The organism is Kribbella sp. NPDC058693, from assembly GCF_042715335.1.
Taxonomy (GTDB): domain Bacteria; phylum Actinomycetota; class Actinomycetes; order Propionibacteriales; family Kribbellaceae; genus Kribbella; species Kribbella jiaozuonensis.
The window spans coordinates 1,285,516-1,302,575 of the sequence record NZ_JBHXSQ010000004.1; the positions used below are offsets into that span (position 1 = coordinate 1,285,516).

23 protein-coding genes and 1 riboswitch are annotated in these 17,060 nt (G+C 67.5%); of the genes, 16 read left to right on the plus strand and 7 right to left on the minus strand.

Annotation, left to right across the window (positions count from 1 at the left end; translation table 11 throughout):
- The first annotated feature begins 44 nt into the window (after positions 1-44).
- A complete protein-coding gene (locus ACFWUU_RS32565; protein WP_380181257.1) occupies positions 45-668 on the plus strand; it encodes a flavin reductase family protein in 624 nt (207 codons plus the stop codon).
- Between the two features lie 33 nt (positions 669-701).
- On the opposite strand, the gene ACFWUU_RS32570 is transcribed toward ACFWUU_RS32565, so the two are convergent.
- A complete protein-coding gene (locus ACFWUU_RS32570; RefSeq protein WP_380181259.1) occupies positions 702-1,655 on the minus strand; it encodes a hypothetical protein in 954 nt (317 codons plus the stop codon).
- A gap of 127 nt (positions 1,656-1,782) precedes the next feature.
- Here ACFWUU_RS32570 and ACFWUU_RS32575 point away from each other — a divergent pair, with 127 nt between their 5' ends.
- Positions 1,783-2,307, plus strand: a complete 525-nt coding sequence (locus tag ACFWUU_RS32575) for an acyl-CoA thioesterase (RefSeq protein ID WP_380181261.1) — start codon at positions 1,783-1,785, stop codon at positions 2,305-2,307.
- A complete protein-coding gene (locus ACFWUU_RS32580; RefSeq protein ID WP_380181263.1) occupies positions 2,304-2,966 on the plus strand; it encodes a potassium channel family protein in 663 nt (220 codons plus the stop codon). Before ACFWUU_RS32575 ends, ACFWUU_RS32580 begins: the two co-directional genes overlap by 4 nt.
- Here the strand turns inward: ACFWUU_RS32580 and ACFWUU_RS32585 are convergent.
- Complete coding sequence (locus ACFWUU_RS32585; RefSeq protein WP_380181265.1) at positions 2,963-3,583, minus strand: TetR/AcrR family transcriptional regulator; 621 nt, start codon at positions 3,581-3,583, stop codon at positions 2,963-2,965. The genes ACFWUU_RS32580 and ACFWUU_RS32585 overlap by 4 nt on opposite strands.
- A 39-nt stretch (positions 3,584-3,622) precedes the next feature.
- Between ACFWUU_RS32585 and ACFWUU_RS32590 the strand changes: the two genes are divergently transcribed.
- From ACFWUU_RS32590 to ACFWUU_RS32630, 9 genes are all read left to right on the plus strand, one after another.
- Positions 3,623-4,582, plus strand: coding sequence for a DMT family transporter (locus ACFWUU_RS32590; RefSeq protein WP_380181267.1), 960 nt, complete (start codon positions 3,623-3,625; stop codon positions 4,580-4,582).
- Entirely contained in the window at positions 4,575-4,988 is a 414-nt protein-coding gene (locus ACFWUU_RS32595) for a MarR family winged helix-turn-helix transcriptional regulator (RefSeq protein ID WP_233714485.1), read from the plus strand. The genes ACFWUU_RS32590 and ACFWUU_RS32595 overlap by 8 nt, the downstream gene beginning before the upstream one ends.
- A gap of 1 nt (position 4,989) precedes the next feature.
- Positions 4,990-6,228 carry a glycoside hydrolase family 3 N-terminal domain-containing protein gene (locus ACFWUU_RS32600; RefSeq protein ID WP_380181269.1) on the plus strand — a complete coding sequence of 413 codons (1,239 nt, stop codon included), beginning with the start codon at positions 4,990-4,992 and terminating at the stop codon, positions 6,226-6,228.
- Positions 6,225-6,557, plus strand: a complete 333-nt coding sequence (locus ACFWUU_RS32605; RefSeq protein ID WP_137252464.1) for a YidH family protein — start codon at positions 6,225-6,227, stop codon at positions 6,555-6,557. Before ACFWUU_RS32600 ends, ACFWUU_RS32605 begins: the two co-directional genes overlap by 4 nt.
- Entirely contained in the window at positions 6,554-6,862 is a 309-nt protein-coding gene (locus tag ACFWUU_RS32610) for a DUF202 domain-containing protein (RefSeq protein ID WP_137252465.1), read from the plus strand. The genes ACFWUU_RS32605 and ACFWUU_RS32610 overlap by 4 nt, the downstream gene beginning before the upstream one ends.
- A 140-nt stretch (positions 6,863-7,002) precedes the next feature.
- Positions 7,003-7,635, plus strand: a complete 633-nt coding sequence (locus ACFWUU_RS32615; RefSeq protein ID WP_137252466.1) for a DUF47 domain-containing protein — start codon at positions 7,003-7,005, stop codon at positions 7,633-7,635.
- Between the two features lie 2 nt (positions 7,636-7,637).
- The gene (locus ACFWUU_RS32620) at positions 7,638-8,636 is read left to right on the plus strand and encodes an anion permease (RefSeq protein WP_380181271.1); all 999 of its coding nucleotides are present in this window, start codon (positions 7,638-7,640) and stop codon (positions 8,634-8,636) included.
- An 87-nt stretch (positions 8,637-8,723) separates the two neighbouring features.
- Entirely contained in the window at positions 8,724-9,860 is a 1,137-nt protein-coding gene (locus ACFWUU_RS32625) for an inorganic phosphate transporter (protein ID WP_137252468.1), read from the plus strand.
- A gap of 13 nt (positions 9,861-9,873) precedes the next feature.
- Positions 9,874-10,107 (plus strand): hypothetical protein, encoded by a 234-nt coding sequence (locus tag ACFWUU_RS32630; protein WP_137252469.1) that lies wholly within the window; start codon positions 9,874-9,876, stop codon positions 10,105-10,107.
- A gap of 72 nt (positions 10,108-10,179) precedes the next feature.
- On the opposite strand, the gene ACFWUU_RS32635 is transcribed toward ACFWUU_RS32630, so the two are convergent.
- Both ACFWUU_RS32635 and ACFWUU_RS32640 read right to left on the minus strand, forming a co-directional pair.
- Positions 10,180-10,704 (minus strand): hypothetical protein, encoded by a 525-nt coding sequence (locus ACFWUU_RS32635; RefSeq protein ID WP_233714487.1) that lies wholly within the window; start codon positions 10,702-10,704, stop codon positions 10,180-10,182.
- 134 nt (positions 10,705-10,838) lie between these two features.
- Complete coding sequence (locus ACFWUU_RS32640; protein ID WP_380181273.1) at positions 10,839-11,585, minus strand: lysophospholipid acyltransferase family protein; 747 nt, start codon at positions 11,583-11,585, stop codon at positions 10,839-10,841.
- 39 nt (positions 11,586-11,624) lie between these two features.
- Positions 11,625-11,747, plus strand: a riboswitch (TPP riboswitch).
- On the opposite strand from ACFWUU_RS32640, the gene thiC reads away from it, so the two are divergent.
- The 3 genes from thiC to ACFWUU_RS32655 all read left to right on the plus strand — a co-directional run bounded on the left by thiC (position 11,739) and on the right by ACFWUU_RS32655 (position 14,497).
- Complete coding sequence (thiC, locus tag ACFWUU_RS32645) at positions 11,739-13,262, plus strand: phosphomethylpyrimidine synthase ThiC (RefSeq protein ID WP_380181275.1); 1,524 nt, start codon at positions 11,739-11,741, stop codon at positions 13,260-13,262. (Overlaps the previous riboswitch by 9 nt.)
- An 84-nt stretch (positions 13,263-13,346) precedes the next feature.
- Entirely contained in the window at positions 13,347-13,946 is a 600-nt protein-coding gene (locus ACFWUU_RS32650) for a transposase (RefSeq protein WP_137252471.1), read from the plus strand.
- Positions 13,943-14,497, plus strand: coding sequence for a hypothetical protein (locus ACFWUU_RS32655; protein ID WP_137252472.1), 555 nt, complete (start codon positions 13,943-13,945; stop codon positions 14,495-14,497). The genes ACFWUU_RS32650 and ACFWUU_RS32655 overlap by 4 nt, the downstream gene beginning before the upstream one ends.
- Before the next feature lie 2 nt (positions 14,498-14,499).
- Here the strand turns inward: ACFWUU_RS32655 and ACFWUU_RS32660 are convergent, their stop codons facing one another.
- Positions 14,500-15,045, minus strand: a complete 546-nt coding sequence (locus tag ACFWUU_RS32660) for an RDD family protein (protein WP_380181277.1) — start codon at positions 15,043-15,045, stop codon at positions 14,500-14,502.
- A 6-nt stretch (positions 15,046-15,051) separates the two neighbouring features.
- Positions 15,052-15,792, minus strand: a complete 741-nt coding sequence (locus tag ACFWUU_RS32665) for an RDD family protein (RefSeq protein ID WP_380181279.1) — start codon at positions 15,790-15,792, stop codon at positions 15,052-15,054.
- A gap of 81 nt (positions 15,793-15,873) precedes the next feature.
- Here ACFWUU_RS32665 and ACFWUU_RS32670 point away from each other — a divergent pair, with 81 nt between their 5' ends.
- Positions 15,874-16,314: a DUF2752 domain-containing protein gene (locus ACFWUU_RS32670; RefSeq protein WP_380181281.1), complete on the plus strand. Its 441-nt coding sequence runs from the start codon at positions 15,874-15,876 to the stop codon at positions 16,312-16,314.
- A gap of 39 nt (positions 16,315-16,353) precedes the next feature.
- On the opposite strand, the gene ACFWUU_RS32675 is transcribed toward ACFWUU_RS32670, so the two are convergent.
- Complete coding sequence (locus ACFWUU_RS32675; RefSeq protein ID WP_380181283.1) at positions 16,354-16,968, minus strand: hypothetical protein; 615 nt, start codon at positions 16,966-16,968, stop codon at positions 16,354-16,356.
- Positions 16,969-17,060 lie beyond the last annotated feature (92 nt).

Sequence of the window (17,060 nt, forward strand, 5' to 3'; positions counted from 1 at the left end):
AGGCGGGGTGGGGCGGCATCCACCGAGTTTGATGTACTGCGGGCGTGCGTGTCGATGTAGATCCGGAGACCGTCGGGCGACGAGAGTTCTACGCGCTGCTGAACTCTGTGGTGGTGCCGCGACCGATCGCGTGGGTGTCGAGCCGCTCGGCCGACGGTGTGCTGAACCTCGCGCCACACTCGTTCTTCACCGTTTCGTGTGTCCGGCCGCCGATGGTGCAGTTCACCTCGGTCGGCCGGAAGGACAGCCTGAACAACGTCGAGGCGACCGGCGAGTTCGTGGTGAACTTCGCCGCGGAGCCCCTGTACGAGCAGGTGAACGCGTCCGGGACGAACTTCCCGCCGGACGTCTCCGAGTTCGAGGCGATCGGCGTCACCACCGAACCGTCGCGAACAGTCTCCGTCCCACGGGTCGCGGAGTCGCCGGTCGCGATCGAGTGCACCTTGCACACCACCCTCGAACTCGGCGACTGCACCCTCGTGATCGGTCAGGTCCGCCAGATCGCGATCGACGCCGCGATGATGGACGGCGGTCACCCCGAGGTACGCCGACTCCGCCCGCTCGCCCGGCTCGGTAAGGACGAGTGGAGCACGCTGGGCGAGGTCCGCTCGATCACGCGCATCCGCCACTCCGACTGGCCTGGTCATTTCACTCCTCCTGGTGGCTGAACAGTTCGAGTTAGTTGCTCATGGCACCTGTCGTCACCGCGACCTCGACGGCAGCTCCGACGTGGCCAAGACCTTCGTGAGCGTTTCGAGCTCAGAGGACAACCTCAGCGGCGTGTAGTCCGGCGACACGGTGGTCGCCGGTAGCCAACGGAAGTCCGGCGTCACCATGAAGACCTCGGGCGACAGCGGTCCGGGGTCATGGGCGTGGCTGCGGGCGGCGACGTTGAGCAGCAGACCCAGGGCCGGGATGAGCGACAGGTCCCGGATCACGTGCAGCATGAGCGTGTCTCGGGCCGGCACGGCCGCGAGGACGCCGTGTGGTACGTGCTCCACGTGCAACGACTCGCGCAGCACGGTATCGAGAACGAGCGCCCGCGACGCCGCGAACGGTGTCCCGGTGACGAAGTCGACCTGTAGATCCTCGTGGTCGACGTGCTCGACGTGGTCGGTCATCCTGCGGAGGTTGGCGAGGCCGAACCGCTCGGCCTCGGACCAGGTGATCCCCATATCAGCCGGCTCGAGGAACATGGTGACGATCCCGTCGTCGGTCGTGGACGGAACGGACAGCAGACCGGGCAGGAAGTCGGGCCGGTCCGCGGTCCAGCCGGGCGGCAGCGCGTCGCGGGGCACGAGACGCTGGATCAACTCGCGCTCGGGATCTGTCGGTGGTGTCGGTGGACCCTGCCGGAGCTGCTCCAGCAGTTGGTCGAAGTGCTCCTCGACGAGCACCGGCCAGCTGTCCTCGTCGAACTGGGCGACGATGCGGGCGAGGTTGCTCAGACCGAGCACCGGATTGTCGGCGGAGCGATCGGCCGGGACCAGGGCCGCGCCGCCCTGGTAGGCGAGATCGAGCCCGAGCTCGGCCGCGGTGGACAGGGCGAGGTGCACGAGTCGGGTGGCTTGTCGGCGGGAGAGTGGGGTCAGGATCGGGTCGGGACGGTCGGAGTTGTTGCCCTGGGCATATTCGGTGGCTGCGTCGATGGTCATCGTGGTCCTCCTTCTCGGCAGAGAAAGTACGAGGATCGGGCCTCGCCGGAGACCGTGATTCCGAACCTGTGGACAACTCCCGGGGGATACTCTGCGCAGACCCATCAGGGAGCCCGAAGGAGCCTGTATGTCCAGCAGCCCGTCGTCGCGGCCGACCTCCGAGACCCGGCTGTCGCTGTCGCACATCACCGCACAGAACGAGACCAACCTGCTCGGGACCGTGCACGGTGGCGTGATCATGACGCTGGTCGACTCGGTCGCAGGCGTCGTTGCGGCCCGGCACTCGGGCGGGGCCGCGGTCACGGCGTCGATGGACGAGATGGTGTTCCTCGTCCCGGTGCGGGTCGGGGACGTCGTGCATTTCAGCGGGCAGGTGAACTGGACCGGGCGCAGCTCGATGGAGGTCGGCGTACGGATCACCGCGGATCGGTGGGACGCGGTGGGTCCGCAGGTGCATGTTGCCTCGGCGTACCTGGTGTTCGTCGCGGTGGACGAGGAGGGCAAGCCGCGCGAGGTGCCGCAGGTCGTGCCGGTGACCGACGAGGACCGGCGGCGGTTGCGTGAGGCCGAGATCCGGCGGAGTCACCGGTTGGCCCGTCGCGCGGCGATCATCGCTTCCCGCGAACAATCGGATGAAGAAGGCGAACAATGACGCTCGTCGGCAGCGCCCGGCGGAACCCGTCGGCCGTGCTGCTCGTGGTGCAATTGCTCGGCGTCCTGATCTACCCGGCGATGGAAGGATCGCGGCCGGGTCGGGTCGCGTTCGAGATCCTCGGCATCGTCGTACTCGTGCTCGCGGTCTTCTCCGTCCGCTCGACGCCAGGGCTCACCTGGGTCAGCATCTGCCTGGGTATCCCGGCCGTCGGGTTGTCGTTGCTCGATGCGTTCGATCCGACCGATCCGGTGGTCGCGATCTCCGCCGTACTGCATGCTGCGTTCTACTTCTACGCGGCGTACAGCCTGCTCCGCTACATGTTGTCCGACCATGACGTCAGCGTCGACGAGCTGTTCGCGACCGGTGCGACATTCACCTTGGTGGCTTGGGGTTTCGCCTACCTGTACGTGTTCGTCCAGGTCCTCGTTCCGGAGAGCTTCACCGCAGCTGTTGCTCCAAGCAACGATCGCACGTGGATGGAGCTGCTCTTCCTGAGCTTCACCACGCTCTCCAGCACCGGCCTGAGCGACGTCGTCCCGATCACCTCGTGGGGCCGCTCGGTGGTGATGATCGAGCAGTTGGCCGGTCTCGGGTACGTCGCCATGGTCGTGTCCCGCCTCGTCGGCCTCACTCTCACGAAGCGCACCAACAGCTAGACCCGCGGCCACCCGGCCAGCAGGTCGGCCGCTGCTCGCGCGGCAACCTCCGGCGCTTCGGTCATCGCCGCGACCCGGTAGCTGACGAGCGCGCCTTCGTGGAGCAGCAGCAGACGATCAGCCAACTCACCCGGATCGGCAAGCCCGGCCGCCCGCGCCTGTGCTTCGAACTCGGACCGCATCCACCGCTTCTGGCCAACGATCACCGGCATCGCCGGATGGTCCGGCGCCGCCAGCTCCACGCTCGCGTTGATGAACCCGCACCCGTTGCGCGACCCGGCAAGCCAGTCCGTCAGCGCCGCGAACAACGCCAGGATCAGCTCTTGCGGGGTCGCCGGCTGCCGCTCGGTCAGCTGCTCGTCGAGGAAGAGGTGCCAGGCGCGATCCCGCTCCTCGAGGTACGCCGCGATCAGCCGGTCCTTCGACCCGAACCGGTCGTACAACGTCTTCTTGGTCACGTCCGCCGCGGCAGCGATCGCATCGACCCCGACCGTCCGGATGCCCTGCTCGTAGAACAGCGTCGACGCGGCCGCGAGGATGCGCTCCCCGGCCGGGGTCAACCGGGGCGCTGCACGCACCTGGCGGTCCACGATCAGTCTCACCTGCTGGTCAAGCATACTGACAGTATACCGACCGGTGTGGTTACTCTCGCTGACATGACCACCAACAAGGCGCTCACCCTGGCGGCCGGAGCCGGGTTCGTCGTGTTCTGGAGCTGCGGCTTCATCGGCGCCCGGTGGGGTACGCAGTACACGAACGCGTTCGACCTGCTTGCCTGGCGGTTCCTCGTCGCGGGTGCGATCGCCGCTGCGGTCCTGGCGATCAGGCGACCGCGGATCTCCCGCCGGGATCTCGCGACCCAGATCTCGATGGCGTTCCTGACCCAGTTCGTCTACCTCGGTCTGATCTTCACCGGTATCGACCACGGGATCACGGCCGGCGTCACCGCGCTCATCGGCTCGCTGCAGCCGCTGCTGATCGCGACCGTGGCCGGCCCGCTGCTGGACGAACGCGTGAGCCAACGCCAATGGATTGGTTTGGTTCTGGGCCTCGCCGGTGTGGGCTTGGTTGTCGCCGACGACCTTGGAGCCGGTCATGGGTCGCCCCTGCTGTTCCTGCTCCCGATCGGTGGCCTCCTCGGTCTCGTTGCAGGCACTTGTCTGGAGCGCTCTCGCAAGCCGAGTACGAGATCTCTGGATGCGCTGGCCGTGCAGAGCCTCGTGTCAGCTGTCCTCTTCACAGCCTTGGCCACCTCGACCCACAGGATGACTGTTCCGCAGCAGCCCGGCTTCTACGGCCCGGTGCTGTGGTTGGTGTTACTGGCGACCGGTGGTGGCTGGGGCCTGTACCTCGTCAACCTCAAACTCTCCGGCGCAACCCGCATCAGCTCGCTGCTCTATCTGGTCCCGCCGACCACGATGGTGTTCGCGTTCCTGCTCTTCCACGAGACCATCGGCGCGCTCGCCGTCGCGGGCATGCTGATTTGTGCGGTCGCCGTGCTGCTGATCCGGATCGGTGAACAAGTACGCTGCGGGGATGGCGGAGACCCGGTGGCTGGACCAACGAGAAGCACAGGCCTGGCGCGCGTACATCGCGGCGCAACGAGTAGTGAGTAGCCGCATCGAGCAACAGCTGCAACGCGACGCCGGAATCCCGCACACGTACTACGAGATCCTGGTCCGGCTGTCCGAGGCGCCGGGCAACCGGCTGCGGATGAGTGAGCTCGCGGTGGCGACCCAAGGTTCGCGCAGCCGACTGTCGCACGCGGTCAACCGGCTCGAGCAGAACGGCTGGGTCAAGCGCGAGGGCATCGAGTCCGACCGTCGCGGCCAGGTCGCGATCCTCACCGAGCTCGGACGGCAGAAGCTGATCGACACGGCCCCCGGTCACGTCGAGGAGGTGCGCAAATCGATCTTCGACGCACTCACCCCGGAGCAGGTCGAGCACCTGTACGACGTGTGCGCGACCCTGGCCCGGCATTCCGGGGACACCGTCGACCGCGCCGCCTGGGAGCGAAACTGAGATGAGGCGACCGGTCGCGCTGATCGCGCTGACTGCTCTCGTGGTCGCCGGCTGCGGCGACAGCAACTCTCCACCGACCGCCGGTCCGAGCACAGTGCCGTCCTCATCGATGCCGGTCGAGCCGACCGATCAGCCGACCGATGAGCCCAGCACTCCGGCGAGCGAGACGCCACCAACCCAGACGCCGACGGACCCGCCGACTGAAGGCTGCATCGACCAGAAGCTCCAGAGCCTGACGCTCCGCGAGCAGGCCGCTCAGCTGATCATGACCGGCATCGACGCCAGCGGCATGACGTCCGCCCAGAAGGCCGTCGTACAGCAGAAGTCCGGCAGCGTCTTCCTGATGGGCGCCAGCGGCAGCCTCTCCCACACCCGCTCGGCGATGACCGCGGTCAATACCGCGGCCACAGTGAAAGGCGTCCGCCCACTTATCGCAGCGGACCAAGAAGGCGGCCAGATCCAGCGCCTGAAGGGCTCCGGCTTCGACCGCATCCCCGCAGCGACGGTCCAAGGCACCTGGTCCAGCTCGAAGCTCACCGCACAGGCACAGGTGTGGGGCAGCCAGCTCAAGCAGGCCGGCGTCAACGTCGACCTCGCGCCGGTGGCCGACGTCGTACCTAGTTCACTGAAGTCCCAGAACGCCCCGATCGGCCAGCTCAACCGCGAGTACGGCAACACGCCGGCCGACGCGAGCCGCGGAGTACAGGCATTCGTGCAAGGCATGCGCAAGGCCGGAGTCGCGACCTCGGTCAAGCACTTCCCCGGACTCGGACGGGTGCGCGGCAACACCGACTTCTCGTCAGGTGTCGTCGACAACGTCACGGTTCGCGGTGACGACGACCTGCAGCCGTTCGCCGACGGGATCAAGGCCGGTGCGTCGATGGTGATGATCTCGACCGTCACCTACACCAAGATCGACCCGAAGAACCGCGCGATCTTCTCGCCGACCGTCATCCAGGGCATGGTCCGCGGCGACCTGGGCTGGAGCGGGGTGGTGATCACCGACGACGTCGGCGCGGCCGCCGAGGTCGCATCGGTCCCGGCCGGGGCCCGCGCGACCCGGTTCGTCGCGGCCGGCGGAGACATCGTCATCAACGCCAAGGCCGGGCTGACCACGACGATGGTGGACGCACTGGTCGCCAAGGCCCAGCAGGACAAGTCCTTCGCGGCGAAGCTGGCGAGTAGCGTGCGGCGTGTGCTGACGCTGAAACAGGACCACGGCCTGGTGAGTTGCGGATGACCGAGGAGGAGCCCGATTACCGGTTCACGCTGGCGAACGAGCGCACCTACCTCGCCTACCTGCGGACGTCGCTCGCCTGCTACGCCGGGGGACTGTCCGCGGTGCAGTTCCTCGACCTCGGCCCGGATCGCTGGCCGGCCCGCATCATCGGACTGATCCTGGTCTGCGCCGGCATCGTCACGACGGCCGGAGCGTTCCGGCGCTGGCAACAGAACCTGATCGCGATCCGTCGCGGTGGCGCGCTTCCGGTGACCCGGCTCCCGTTGATGCTCGGGGCAACGATCGCGGTCGTCGGCCTGATCGGCCTGCTGTTCTCACTGTGGCGATGAGCACACCGGATCCCGGCCGGCAGCCCGAGCGGACGCTGCTCGCATGGCGTCGTACGGCGCTCGGCCTGATTGCCAACGGCATCCTGCTGATTGCCTCCGGCCACGGTTCGTCGGACGTCCGCACCGGGCTCGGAATCGTCGTACTGGTGCTGTCCTTGGGCTGCTGGGCCGCCGTCAGCGCCGTCTATCGCAGTACCAGCGGCGGCGCGATCCATGCCCTCGGTCACGAGAATGTGCTCCGGGTCGCGGCCGGTCTGGTCCTCGTCGTCGGGCTGTTCGACCTGTACGCCGTGATAACGCGCTGAAACCGATCGGTTACCAACTGTGCAACGCCCAACTGCCCAGTTCATCACAACGCGATACGTTGCTCCGGGCGGATGCCACGTCAGGCGGATGTTCCCCCTAGCATGTTCACGGTTTGTCCCTCGTTCACCCGGAGCTTGAAGTGCCGTTACGTCTGCGTCCGAACGACCCGACGTTCTACGACCTTTTCACCGAGTCCGCCAACCACCTCGTGGACGGATCCCGGATCCTGGCCGAGTTGCTCGGCAGTACGGCGGGGACCGGCCTCTCCTCGAGTCACCAGATCGCCGCCGAGATGAAGGATGCGGAGCACGCGGCCGACGAGACCACCCACTCGATCATCCGCCGGGTGAACTCGACCTTCGTCACCCCGTTCGACCGCGAGGACATCTACCGGCTGGCCTCCGATCTCGACGACGTGATGGATTTCATGGAGGAGGCGGTCGACACCGTCCACCTCTTCAACCTGGAGAAGCTGCCGGAGGAGATCGCCGAGCAGATCGAAGTACTCCAGCGGATGGCCCAGCTGACCGCTGAGACCATGCCCAGGCTGCGGACGATGAAGGACCTGGCCGAGTACTGGATCGAGATCAACCGCCTGGAGAACACCGGCGACGCGGTCCACCGCAGGTTGATCGCAAAACTCTTCAGCGGCGAGTACGAGGCGCTGACCGTGATGAAACTCAAGACCGTGGTCGACCTGCTGGAGGCCGCGATCGATGCGTTCGAGCACGTCGCCAACACGGTCGAGCAGATCGCCGTCAAGGAGGGCTGAGCGTGGAGCTCGCGCTCGTCATCGCCGTAGTCCTCATCGCGCTCGTCTTCGACTACACCAACGGTTTCCACGATGCCGCCAACGCGATCGCTACCTCGGTGTCCACCCGGGCGCTCACTCCGCGGGTGGCGCTGGCGATGGCGGCGGCCTTCAACTTCCTCGGTGCGCTGGCCGGCACCGAGGTCGCCGAGACCGTTGGCAAGGGCATCATCAGCACGCCGTCCGGGACCCACGGCCTGGTGATCGTGATCGCGGCCCTGATCGGCGCCATCACCTGGAACCTGATCACCTGGTACTTCGGCCTGCCGAGCTCCTCGACCCACGCACTGATCGGCGGCCTCGTCGGCGCCGGCCTCGCCTCGGCGAGCACCGTCCTGTGGTCGGGGATCATCGACAAGGTCGTCATCCCGATGGTGCTGTCACCCGCGGTCGGCTTCCTCGGCGCGTTCCTGCTGATGGTCGCGATCCTCTGGCTGTTCCGGCGCAGCAATCCCGGCAAGACCACACGCGGTTTCCGGATGGCGCAGTCGCTGTCGGCCGCCGCGATGGCGCTCGGCCACGGACTCCAGGACGCGCAGAAGACGATGGGCGTGATCTTCCTGGCGCTGGTCACCACCGGGCACGCACAGCAGAGCGACGGCATCCCGCTGTGGGTCAAGATCTCGGCCGCGACGGCAATCTCGCTCGGCACGTACTCCGGCGGCTGGCGGATCATGCGGACGCTCGGTCGCCGGATCATCCACCTGGACCCGGCCCGCGGGTTCGCGTCGGAGGCAGTCGCCGCGACCGTGCTGTACGTGATGGCGATCGGCCTCCACGCCCCCGTCTCCACCACGCACACGATCACCTCCGCGGTGATGGGCGCCGGCGCGACCAAGCGGCTGTCCGCGGTGCGCTGGGGTGTCGCCAAGAGCATCGCGATCGCGTGGGTCCTGACCATCCCGGCCGCCGGGATCGTCGCAGCACTCATCTACGAACTGGCACATCTGATCTTGGAGTAAATTCCCTGGTTCCATTCATTTCAAATTCACTCACCGGGCCTACGGTCGATCGACGTTACTGATCGTCCGCCTAGGGAAGTGATCGGGATGGATCTGTCGTTCCTTGTCGTCGTGGTGATCATCACCGCATTGGTGTTCGACTTCACCAACGGGTTCCACGACACCGCCAATGCGATGGCGACGTCGATCGCCACCGGCGCACTGAAACCGAAGGTCGCGGTGGCTGTGTCCGCCGTGCTGAACCTCGTCGGCGCGTTCATCTCCACCGAGGTCGCCAAGACGATCTCGAGCGGGATCGTCGACGACGCCAAAGTGACCGTGCCGGTGATCTTCGGCGGCCTGGTCGGCGCCGTGCTGTGGAACTTGATGACCTGGTACGTCGGCCTGCCGAGCTCGTCGTCGCACGCGCTGTTCGGCGGCCTGATCGGCGCCACCTGGATCGCCTCCGGGAGCAGCGCCGTGCACTTCACCACCGTCGTGCAGAAGATCATCATCCCGGCGGTCGCCGCGCCGATCGTGGCCGGCGTCGTCGCGCTGCTCGGCACGTTCCTGGCCTACAAGATCACCCACCGGGCCGAGAAGAAGACGGTCACCGAAGGGTTCCGGGTCGGTCAGATCGCGTCCGCCTCGATGGTGTCGCTGGCCCACGGCACCGGTGACGCGCAGAAGACGATGGGTGTGATCACGCTGGTGCTGATCACCTCGGGCACCCTGGCCTCGGGCTCTGCGCCGCCGGTCTGGGTCATCCTGTCCTCCGGACTCGCGATCGCCGCCGGCACCTATCTGGGCGGCTGGCGGATCATCCGGACGATGGGCAAGGGCCTGACCGAGATCGAGTCGCCGCAGGGCTTCTCCGCCGAGACCAGCTCGACCGCGGTCCTGCTGGCTTCGTCCCACCTGGGCTTCCCGCTGTCGACCACGCAGGTCTGCTCGGGCAGCATCCTCGGCGCCGGTCTCGGCAAGCGGCTGGCCGAGGTGCGCTGGACGGTGGCCGGCCGGATGGCCGTCGCCTGGGTGCTCACGCTGCCCGCCGCCGCGATCGTCGGCGCGCTGGCCGGGCGGGTGGCCGACTCCGGCAACATCGGCGTGCTGATCATCGCGATCCTCGCGGTCGCGGCCGGTGTCGCCATCTACGCGGCCTCCCGGCGCAAGCCGGTCACGTCGAAGAACGTGAACGACTACCCGACCTCCACCCCGGCCGCCAGCTCGGCCGCGGCGGCCTGAGAGGAGTACGGCGATGCACATCGACTGGAGTTCACTCGGTCAGGTGGCACTGGCCAGCCTGATCTTCGGGGTCGGCCTGGCGGTCCTGTTCGCGTTCGGGGTCAGCGCGATGTCGCGGCGCGCGGTCGCGATCGACGCGAAGCGGCAGCCGTCCGTCGTGGACACCGGCGTCGCGGCACTCTGCTTCGCGGGCTGCCTGGCCGCGGTGCTGTACGGGCTGTACCTGATCATCCCGCAGTTCCACTGAGTCTCTTGAGTCTCTGAGAGGTACGACGGGCGGTCTGGCGGCTGCCCGTCGTACGTCTTCTCAGGGTGCGGCTCAGCGGTTCCAGCGCCGGACCGACTTCGCCACGTCCTTGGCGCGGATCGAGCCGAGGTTGTACTCCCACGCGGCCAACAGGCGGTCGCCCAGTACCTCCGCGTCGAGGTATGTCCGCGGCCGTACGGCGACCGCCCACGTCGCAGCGGCGGCGTGGCCCTGCTGGTGCAGCAGGTGGTCCACCGTCGCCTCGATGCGGCCCACCTGCTCGTCACGCAGGCCGTCACAGGCCCACTCCTGCAGGATCTTCGGGTCGTCGGCCGTCATCCTGGCCAGGTAGGTCAGCGGCCCGCGCCAGAAGCCTCTGCTGCCGATGCTGTCCAGCGTCTCCAGCGGGAACCAGCCGTTCGGGTTCCGCCGGCCGTTCACCGCGGACTCGATCTCGCGGGCGCGCTCCGGATTCAGCCCGCGGGTCGCCCAGTCGACGAAGAACGCTCCGGCGTCCGGGATGTGCTCGGCCACATGCGGCGCCGGAGTCATCGCGCCCGGGTCGAACAGATGCAGCTCTTCCGGTGAATCGAACAAAACCTTCCCCGCCCGCTCGTGTCGCAGGCCACCGACACCGGCCCGCCGCACAGGGACCCCCCAGGTTCCTGCTCAGTCAACGAAAGCCTTCGTACCCTCGTTCCGCCCCGAGGGTCAAGGTCCTGTCCGCCGTCTTAACGACGTTTGGAGGCCCGGCGGGCGAGCTCTTCCTGGTCGAGTCGTTCGGCCTCGGCCGGGGTCGGCGCGCTGCCGCCGTAGGCCGCGGGCAGCCACCAGGCGCCGGCGGGCTGCTCGGGGTACGCGCGGATGGTCTCGTCGAGCATCCCGGCCATCGTGGATCGCAGGTGTGCGGTCGCCTCGGCCGCGTCGTCGTCGCGCGTCACCGTGATCGGTTCGCCGACGGTGATCGAGATCGGGCGGTGCCGGGAGAAGTCCCGCGGATGGTCCTTGGTGAACATCCGCTGCGTGCCCCACAGGATCATCGGGATCACCGGTACGCCGGCCTCCGCCGCCATCCGGACCGTGCCGGACTTGAACTCCTTGAGCTCGAACGAGCGGCTGATCGTCGCCTCCGGGAACACGCCGACCACCTCGCCCGCGGCCAGGTACTCCAGCGCCTTCTGGTACGACGCCGCGCCCGCGTCCCGGTCGACCGGGATGTGGTGCATGCCGCGCATCAACGGACCGGAGTACCGGTTGCGGAACAGCACCTCCTTGGCCATGAACCGGACCAGCCGCTTGCTCGGCAGAGCGCCGTACCCGCCGAGGATGAAGTCGACGTAGCTGATGTGGTTCAGGGCGATCAGCGCACCGCCGGTCCGGGGCACGTTCTCCGTGCCGGTCAGGCGGAGCTTCAGGTCCAGCACCTTGAACGAGGTCCGGGCGAAGGCGATGACGGGCGGGTACACGAGGTCGCGCATACCTGGACGCTACAGGCTTCGTCTAGGGTGGTCGTGACAACTTGAGATCGCGGGAGCTCGCACCGTAGCGGGCTGAGAGGGCGGCTGGGTTCTGATCCCGGCGCCGCCGACCGCCGAACCTGTCCGGGTAATTCCGGCGTAGGGAGCACCAGCATGGTGAATGTCAGCACGATCCGTCCGACGGTGACGACGGGTCCGATCTCCGGCTCGGAGAAGATCTATCGCGGCGAGCTCGGCGTACCGGCTCGTCGCGTGCATCTGACGAACGGGGAGCATTTCGACCTGTACGACACATCCGGTCCTTACACCGACGCGTCGGCGCAGATCGACGTACAGGCAGGCCTTCCCGCGTTGCGGCGGGAGTGGATCGCGGAGCGCCCGGGACTGACCCAGCTCGGGCATGCGCGAGCCGGGACGATCACCGGCGAGATGAGGTACGTCGCCGTCCGGGAGGGCGTCGATCCGGAGTTCGTCCGGGCCGAGGTGGCGCGCGGGCGGGCAGTGATACCGGCGAGCCGGCGGCATCCGGAGAGCGAGCCGATGATCATCGGCAAGAAGTTCCTGGTGAAGGTGAACGCGAACATCGGCAACTCCGCCGTCACCAGCTCGGTCGAGGAAGAGGTCGAGAAGCTCGTCTGGGCGACCCGGTGGGGCGCGGACACGGTGATGGATCTGTCCACCGGGAAGAACATCCACGAGACGCGGGAATGGATCCTGCGGAATTCGCCGGTGCCGATCGGGACGGTGCCGCTGTACCAGGCGCTCGAGAAGGTGAACGGCGATCCGGCCGCGCTGTCGTGGGAGGTGTACCGCGACACGGTGATCGAGCAGTGCGAGCAGGGCGTGGACTACATGACCGTGCACGCCGGCGTACTGCGGCGGTACGTGCCGCTGACCGCGCGACGCATCACCGGGATCGTGTCGCGCGGCGGGTCGATCATGGCGGCGTGGTGCCTCGCGCATCACCAGGAATCGTTCCTGTACACGCATTTCGCGGAGCTGTGCTCGATCCTGCGGGAGTACGACGTGACGTTCTCGCTCGGCGACGGGCTGCGGCCCGGGTGCATCGCGGACGCGAACGACGAGGCGCAGTTCGCGGAACTGCGAACGCTGGGTGAGCTGACCAGGATCGCCTGGGAGCACGACGTACAGGTGATGATCGAGGGCCCGGGACATGTGCCGATGCACAAGATCGCCGAGAACGTGCGGCTCGAGGAGGAGCTGTGCGGCGAGGCGCCGTTCTACACATTGGGGCCGTTGGCAACTGATGTGGCGCCGGCGTACGACCACATCACCTCGGCGATCGGCGCCGCGCAGATCGGCTGGTTGGGTACGGCGATGCTCTGCTACGTCACGCCAAAGGAGCATCTCGGGCTGCCGGATCGCGATGACGTGAAGACGGGTGTGATCACGTACAAGATTGCTGCTCACGCCGCGGATCTGGCCAAGGGACACCCGGGCGCGCAGGACTGGGACGACACGTTGTCCAAGGCAAGGTTCGAGTTCCGCTGGGAGGATCAGTTCAACCTGTCGCTGGATCCGGACACGGCCCGGTCCTTCCACGACGAGACGTTGCCGGCCGAGCCTGCCAAGACCGCCCACTTCTGCTCGATGTGCGGCCCGAAGTTCTGCTCGATGCGGATCACCGCCGACATTCGGGCCGAATACGGGGAGTAATCGGCTGAAGCGATTCAGGTTTTGTCCTTCACTCTACGTGAATAAGACTGTAGCCTTAAGCCGTTCAGAAGGAGGTGCAGGGCGATGGTCTTCGTTCTCACGGTAGATCAGCGGGGCAGCCGAAGCACGAGCGATCTCGTACCCGAGCTGCTGAACTCCCTGAACCGCCGCCCGCGCCGGTCCGGACTGCTGCGGAGGTTCGAGCGGACCGCCGGCGACGAGGTACAGGGCGTGTTCTCGGAGGCCCGGTCGACGGTCGACGTGATCGTAGAGCTGCTCCGCGCCGACTCCTGGTACGTCGGGCTCGGCATCGGCGAGGTGACCCAGCCGCTGCCCCGCAGTACCAGAGCAGGCAGCGGTGAGGCGTTCGTGTTCGCCCGTGAGGCGGTGACGAAGGCCAAGTCGAGCCCCCACCATGTGAATGTGGTGGGGGCCGACTCGCGGGTCGCGGAGCAGGTGGAGACGGTGCTGTGGCTGATGGCGTCCGTACTGCGGCGCCGGAGCGAGCGTGGCTGGGCAGTGGCGGACCTGTTGGCCGAAGGACTCACCAGGCGGGAGATCGGCGTGAAACTCGGTATCAGCCAGTCGGCGGTGACGCAACGTGCGCAGGCGGCGGGATTCGCCGAGGAACAGCGCGGACGGGTGCTGGCCGCGGACCTGCTCGGTGCTGGAGTCGCTGCGTGACGGCGCTGGTCCTGTCGTTGACGGCCGCCGGGCTGATCCTTGCTGTGCTCGCATGGGTGCCCAGGTCCGGTTCCAACCTCGAGATCGTGATCAGCGGCGTCATGCTCGCCTGTCTCGCTGCTGTCGGCGTACTGCTGCTGTCAGGGCACGGAGTGGCCGGCTGGGCCGAGCGCTGGTGGAACGTGCTGCTCCTGCTCGCCGGAGGGCTGGCAGTGACCGGCGGCGGCCCGCTGACGACGTCTGTGCTCGCCCTGGTCGACCGGAACAACACCAGAGCCCAGTCGACCCAGAAAGCCGGTGAGGTACTGCGTGGCGGCGCGCTGATCGGAGCCCTCGAGCGGACCGCGATCTACGCGTCCCTGGTAGCCGGCTGGCCGGAAGGCATCGCAGTAGTACTGGCGATCAAGGGCCTTGCCCGGTACCCGGAGCTCCGCAGCCCCGACCAGCCGGCCTCAGTGACTCCGCAGGCCGTCGCCGAACGGTTCATCATCGGCACTTTCACCAGCGTGCTGTGGGCAGTTACCTGCGCCGGTCTCCTGCGTTCGCACTGACGTCAGCTCTTGATCACGATGTCGCTGACGACCTTGTCGTGCCAGGTCTGCTTCTTGTCGTCCCACAGCGGCCAGAGGACGTTGAGGAAGCAGAGCTGATTGAAGATCTGGGCGCAGACCTCGCGGCCGAGATTCTTGCCCATGCCGATCAGCTGACCGGTGTGTGCGTCCACGATCCGCAGGCCGGTCACCTTCTTGCCGAACGACTGGCCGGTGCGGCCCTGCTGGATGATGCGGTTCCACACCCAGATACCGAAGGCGACCAGGAAACCGGCGATCATCGCGATCCCGCCGCCGGTGCCCAACTCGTCCTGGTCGCCGTCGATGACCAGTGCGGCGAGCACCCCGGCGATCGACGGAATGGCCATGATCAGCGAGTCGACCAGTGACGCGCCGACCCGTATCGGCCAGTCCGCCAGCCGGCCGGGTGGCGCATAGCCGTACCCGCCGCCCGGAAAGCCTTGCCCGTAAGGGTTGTAGCCCTGTACCGGGTACTGACCAGGCGGTGGATACTGACCGTCGTACGGCCCTGTGGGAGGGGTGCTCACGACAGGTCAGAGCTTGATGACGTAGGTGTTGTTGATCTTGTCGGCGAACGTCTGCCGCTTCTCGTCCCACAGCGGCCACAGGTAGCCGATGTAGCAGGCCAGGCCGTCGAGGATGTGCGTGAGCTGGCGGAGGAACGTCTTGCCGGCGCCGATCGGCTGGCCGGTGTCGGCGCCGACGAGCTTCAGCCCGAGCACCTGCTTGCCGACGGTCTGACCGGTGCTGCCCTGGCGGATCAGGATGTTCCAGATCGCGAGTCCGACGCCGGCCAGGTAGAAGATCAGGCCGATGATCGCCAGCACCGAGCTGTTGGTGTTGCCCGCGATCGCGGAGCCGATACCGGACGGCACACCGACGATCAGCGCATCGACGAACCAGGCGCCGACCCGGTTCGGCCAGGCGGCCAGGTTGCCGGGGATCCCGCCGAAGCCCGGCTGGCCGTAGGGCTGACCGTACGCCTGACCAGGCTGGCCGTAGGGACCCGGCTGGCCGTACTGGCCGGGCTGCTGCGGATACCCCGGCTGCTGGCCGTACTGACCAGGCTGCTGGGGATAACCCGGCTGCTGCCCGTAGCCAGGCTGGCCGCCGTACCCCGGCTGCTGCCCGTACTGGCCCGGCTGCTGCCCCGGCTGACCAGGTTGACCGTACTGGCCGGGTTGGCCGTACTGACCCGGTTGCTGTGGGTCTTGCGGGCCGTAACCCGGCGGTGGCGTCGGATTGCTCACGACGATCCCTTCTACTGAAGACATGTGAGGAGTGAGTTGCAGGCTACGGGTCAGACGGCTCAGACCTGTCGACGGATCCCACCGGTTGAGAGTTACCGTTAGGGGGTGAGCGTCTCGCAGAGCGTCGTACTCCGGCCGGCCGGTCCGGTCCAGCCGTTGGACCGCCGGGTCTGGGGCCTGTCCGCGGTCGGTGTCGGCGGGTTCGCGCTGGCCGGGCTGTACCAGCTGTCCGGCGGCCGGATCGGCGTGCCTTGCATCTTGCACGCCACCACCGGTCTGAACTGCCCGCTCTGCGGGTCGACCCGGATGGCGGCCGCCTTGCTCCGCGGCGATCTGGACGCCGCCTGGCACTTCAACCCCGTGATCCTGGTGCTCGGCCCGCTCGTCGGCGTTGCCGTCGGCTACCAAGTGCTTGCCTGGGGCCTCGAATCGCTACGGCTGGTGCGCCTGCCCAGGCTGTCGATGAGCCCGCGCGTTGCGGACTGGCTGATCAAGGGCGTCATCGCCCTGCTGGTCGTGTACGGCGTCGCCCGCAACCTGAACTGACGCCGTCGCGGGGCCACGCCGGCCCCGCGACGAGCAGGATCAGTTGGACGCGAGTCCGATGATGTAGAACAGCAGTCCCAGGCCGGTCAGGGCGGCGCCGCCGATCCACGCGACCTTTGCCAGCGTGTCGGAACGGCCCTGCTCGCGGAACTTGCCCTGGGCAATCAGCCCCAGCACGATCGAGGCCGGCGTACAGATCACCAGGCAGACGATGCCGATGATCGCCAGCGTCTGCGGGGTGTTGTTCTGCGGTACGGCGCCGCCGCCGTACCCATAGCCGGACTGGCCGTACGCGCCGTATTGGCCGGGCTGCTGACCGTACGCACCCGGCTGCTGCTGGCCGTAACCGCCTTGCTGGCCGTAGCCCTGCTGCTGACCGTACTGACCCGGCTGCTGCTGGCCATACTGCCCAGGCTGGCCCTGCTGCCCGTACTGCCCAGGCTGCCCAGGGTACTGCTGCTGGCCGTATCCCGGCTGCTGCTGGCCGTACTGCCCAGGCTGCTGACCGTACTGGCCCGGCTGCTCAGGCTGGCTCTGGCCGTACGGATTCGGCTGGCCGTACTGGCTCGGCTGTTCACCCGGGGTCTCGGGAGTGTCCTGCGGCCGGTTCTGGTCGTTCTGGTCGTCGCCGGGAGGTGGCGTCGGAGTGCTCACCGCGGTTCCCTTCTGAGAACGTCGAGGAATCCCCAGAGGCTATCTTTTCCACAGGTTCGCGGTCACGTCCCCACACCGGTCCGTGGACCCCT

Excerpts from the sequence above, each read along its gene's own strand:
- ACFWUU_RS32640 (WP_380181273.1), bottom strand. The coding sequence starts at position 11,585 with ATGCGCGACCTCGTGTACCCGCCCGTCATCGCCTTCGCCCGGACCTCG.
- ACFWUU_RS32630 (WP_137252469.1), top strand. The coding sequence starts at position 9,874 with ATGCACATCGACTGGAGTTCACTCGGTCAGGTGGCACTGGCCAGCCTG.
- ACFWUU_RS32570 (WP_380181259.1), bottom strand. The coding sequence starts at position 1,655 with ATGACCATCGACGCAGCCACCGAATATGCCCAGGGCAACAACTCCGAC.
- ACFWUU_RS32610 (WP_137252465.1), top strand. The coding sequence starts at position 6,554 with ATGAGCACACCGGATCCCGGCCGGCAGCCCGAGCGGACGCTGCTCGCA.
- thiC (WP_380181275.1), top strand. The coding sequence starts at position 11,739 with ATGGTGAATGTCAGCACGATCCGTCCGACGGTGACGACGGGTCCGATC.
- ACFWUU_RS32625 (WP_137252468.1), top strand. The coding sequence starts at position 8,724 with ATGGATCTGTCGTTCCTTGTCGTCGTGGTGATCATCACCGCATTGGTG.
- ACFWUU_RS32590 (WP_380181267.1), top strand. The coding sequence starts at position 3,623 with ATGACCACCAACAAGGCGCTCACCCTGGCGGCCGGAGCCGGGTTCGTC.
- ACFWUU_RS32650 (WP_137252471.1), top strand. The coding sequence starts at position 13,347 with ATGGTCTTCGTTCTCACGGTAGATCAGCGGGGCAGCCGAAGCACGAGC.
- ACFWUU_RS32600 (WP_380181269.1), top strand. The coding sequence starts at position 4,990 with ATGAGGCGACCGGTCGCGCTGATCGCGCTGACTGCTCTCGTGGTCGCC.
- ACFWUU_RS32575 (WP_380181261.1), top strand. The coding sequence starts at position 1,783 with ATGTCCAGCAGCCCGTCGTCGCGGCCGACCTCCGAGACCCGGCTGTCG.
- ACFWUU_RS32665 (WP_380181279.1), bottom strand. The coding sequence starts at position 15,792 with ATGTCTTCAGTAGAAGGGATCGTCGTGAGCAATCCGACGCCACCGCCG.
- ACFWUU_RS32585 (WP_380181265.1), bottom strand. The coding sequence starts at position 3,583 with ATGCTTGACCAGCAGGTGAGACTGATCGTGGACCGCCAGGTGCGTGCA.
- ACFWUU_RS32580 (WP_380181263.1), top strand. The coding sequence starts at position 2,304 with ATGACGCTCGTCGGCAGCGCCCGGCGGAACCCGTCGGCCGTGCTGCTC.
- ACFWUU_RS32605 (WP_137252464.1), top strand. The coding sequence starts at position 6,225 with ATGACCGAGGAGGAGCCCGATTACCGGTTCACGCTGGCGAACGAGCGC.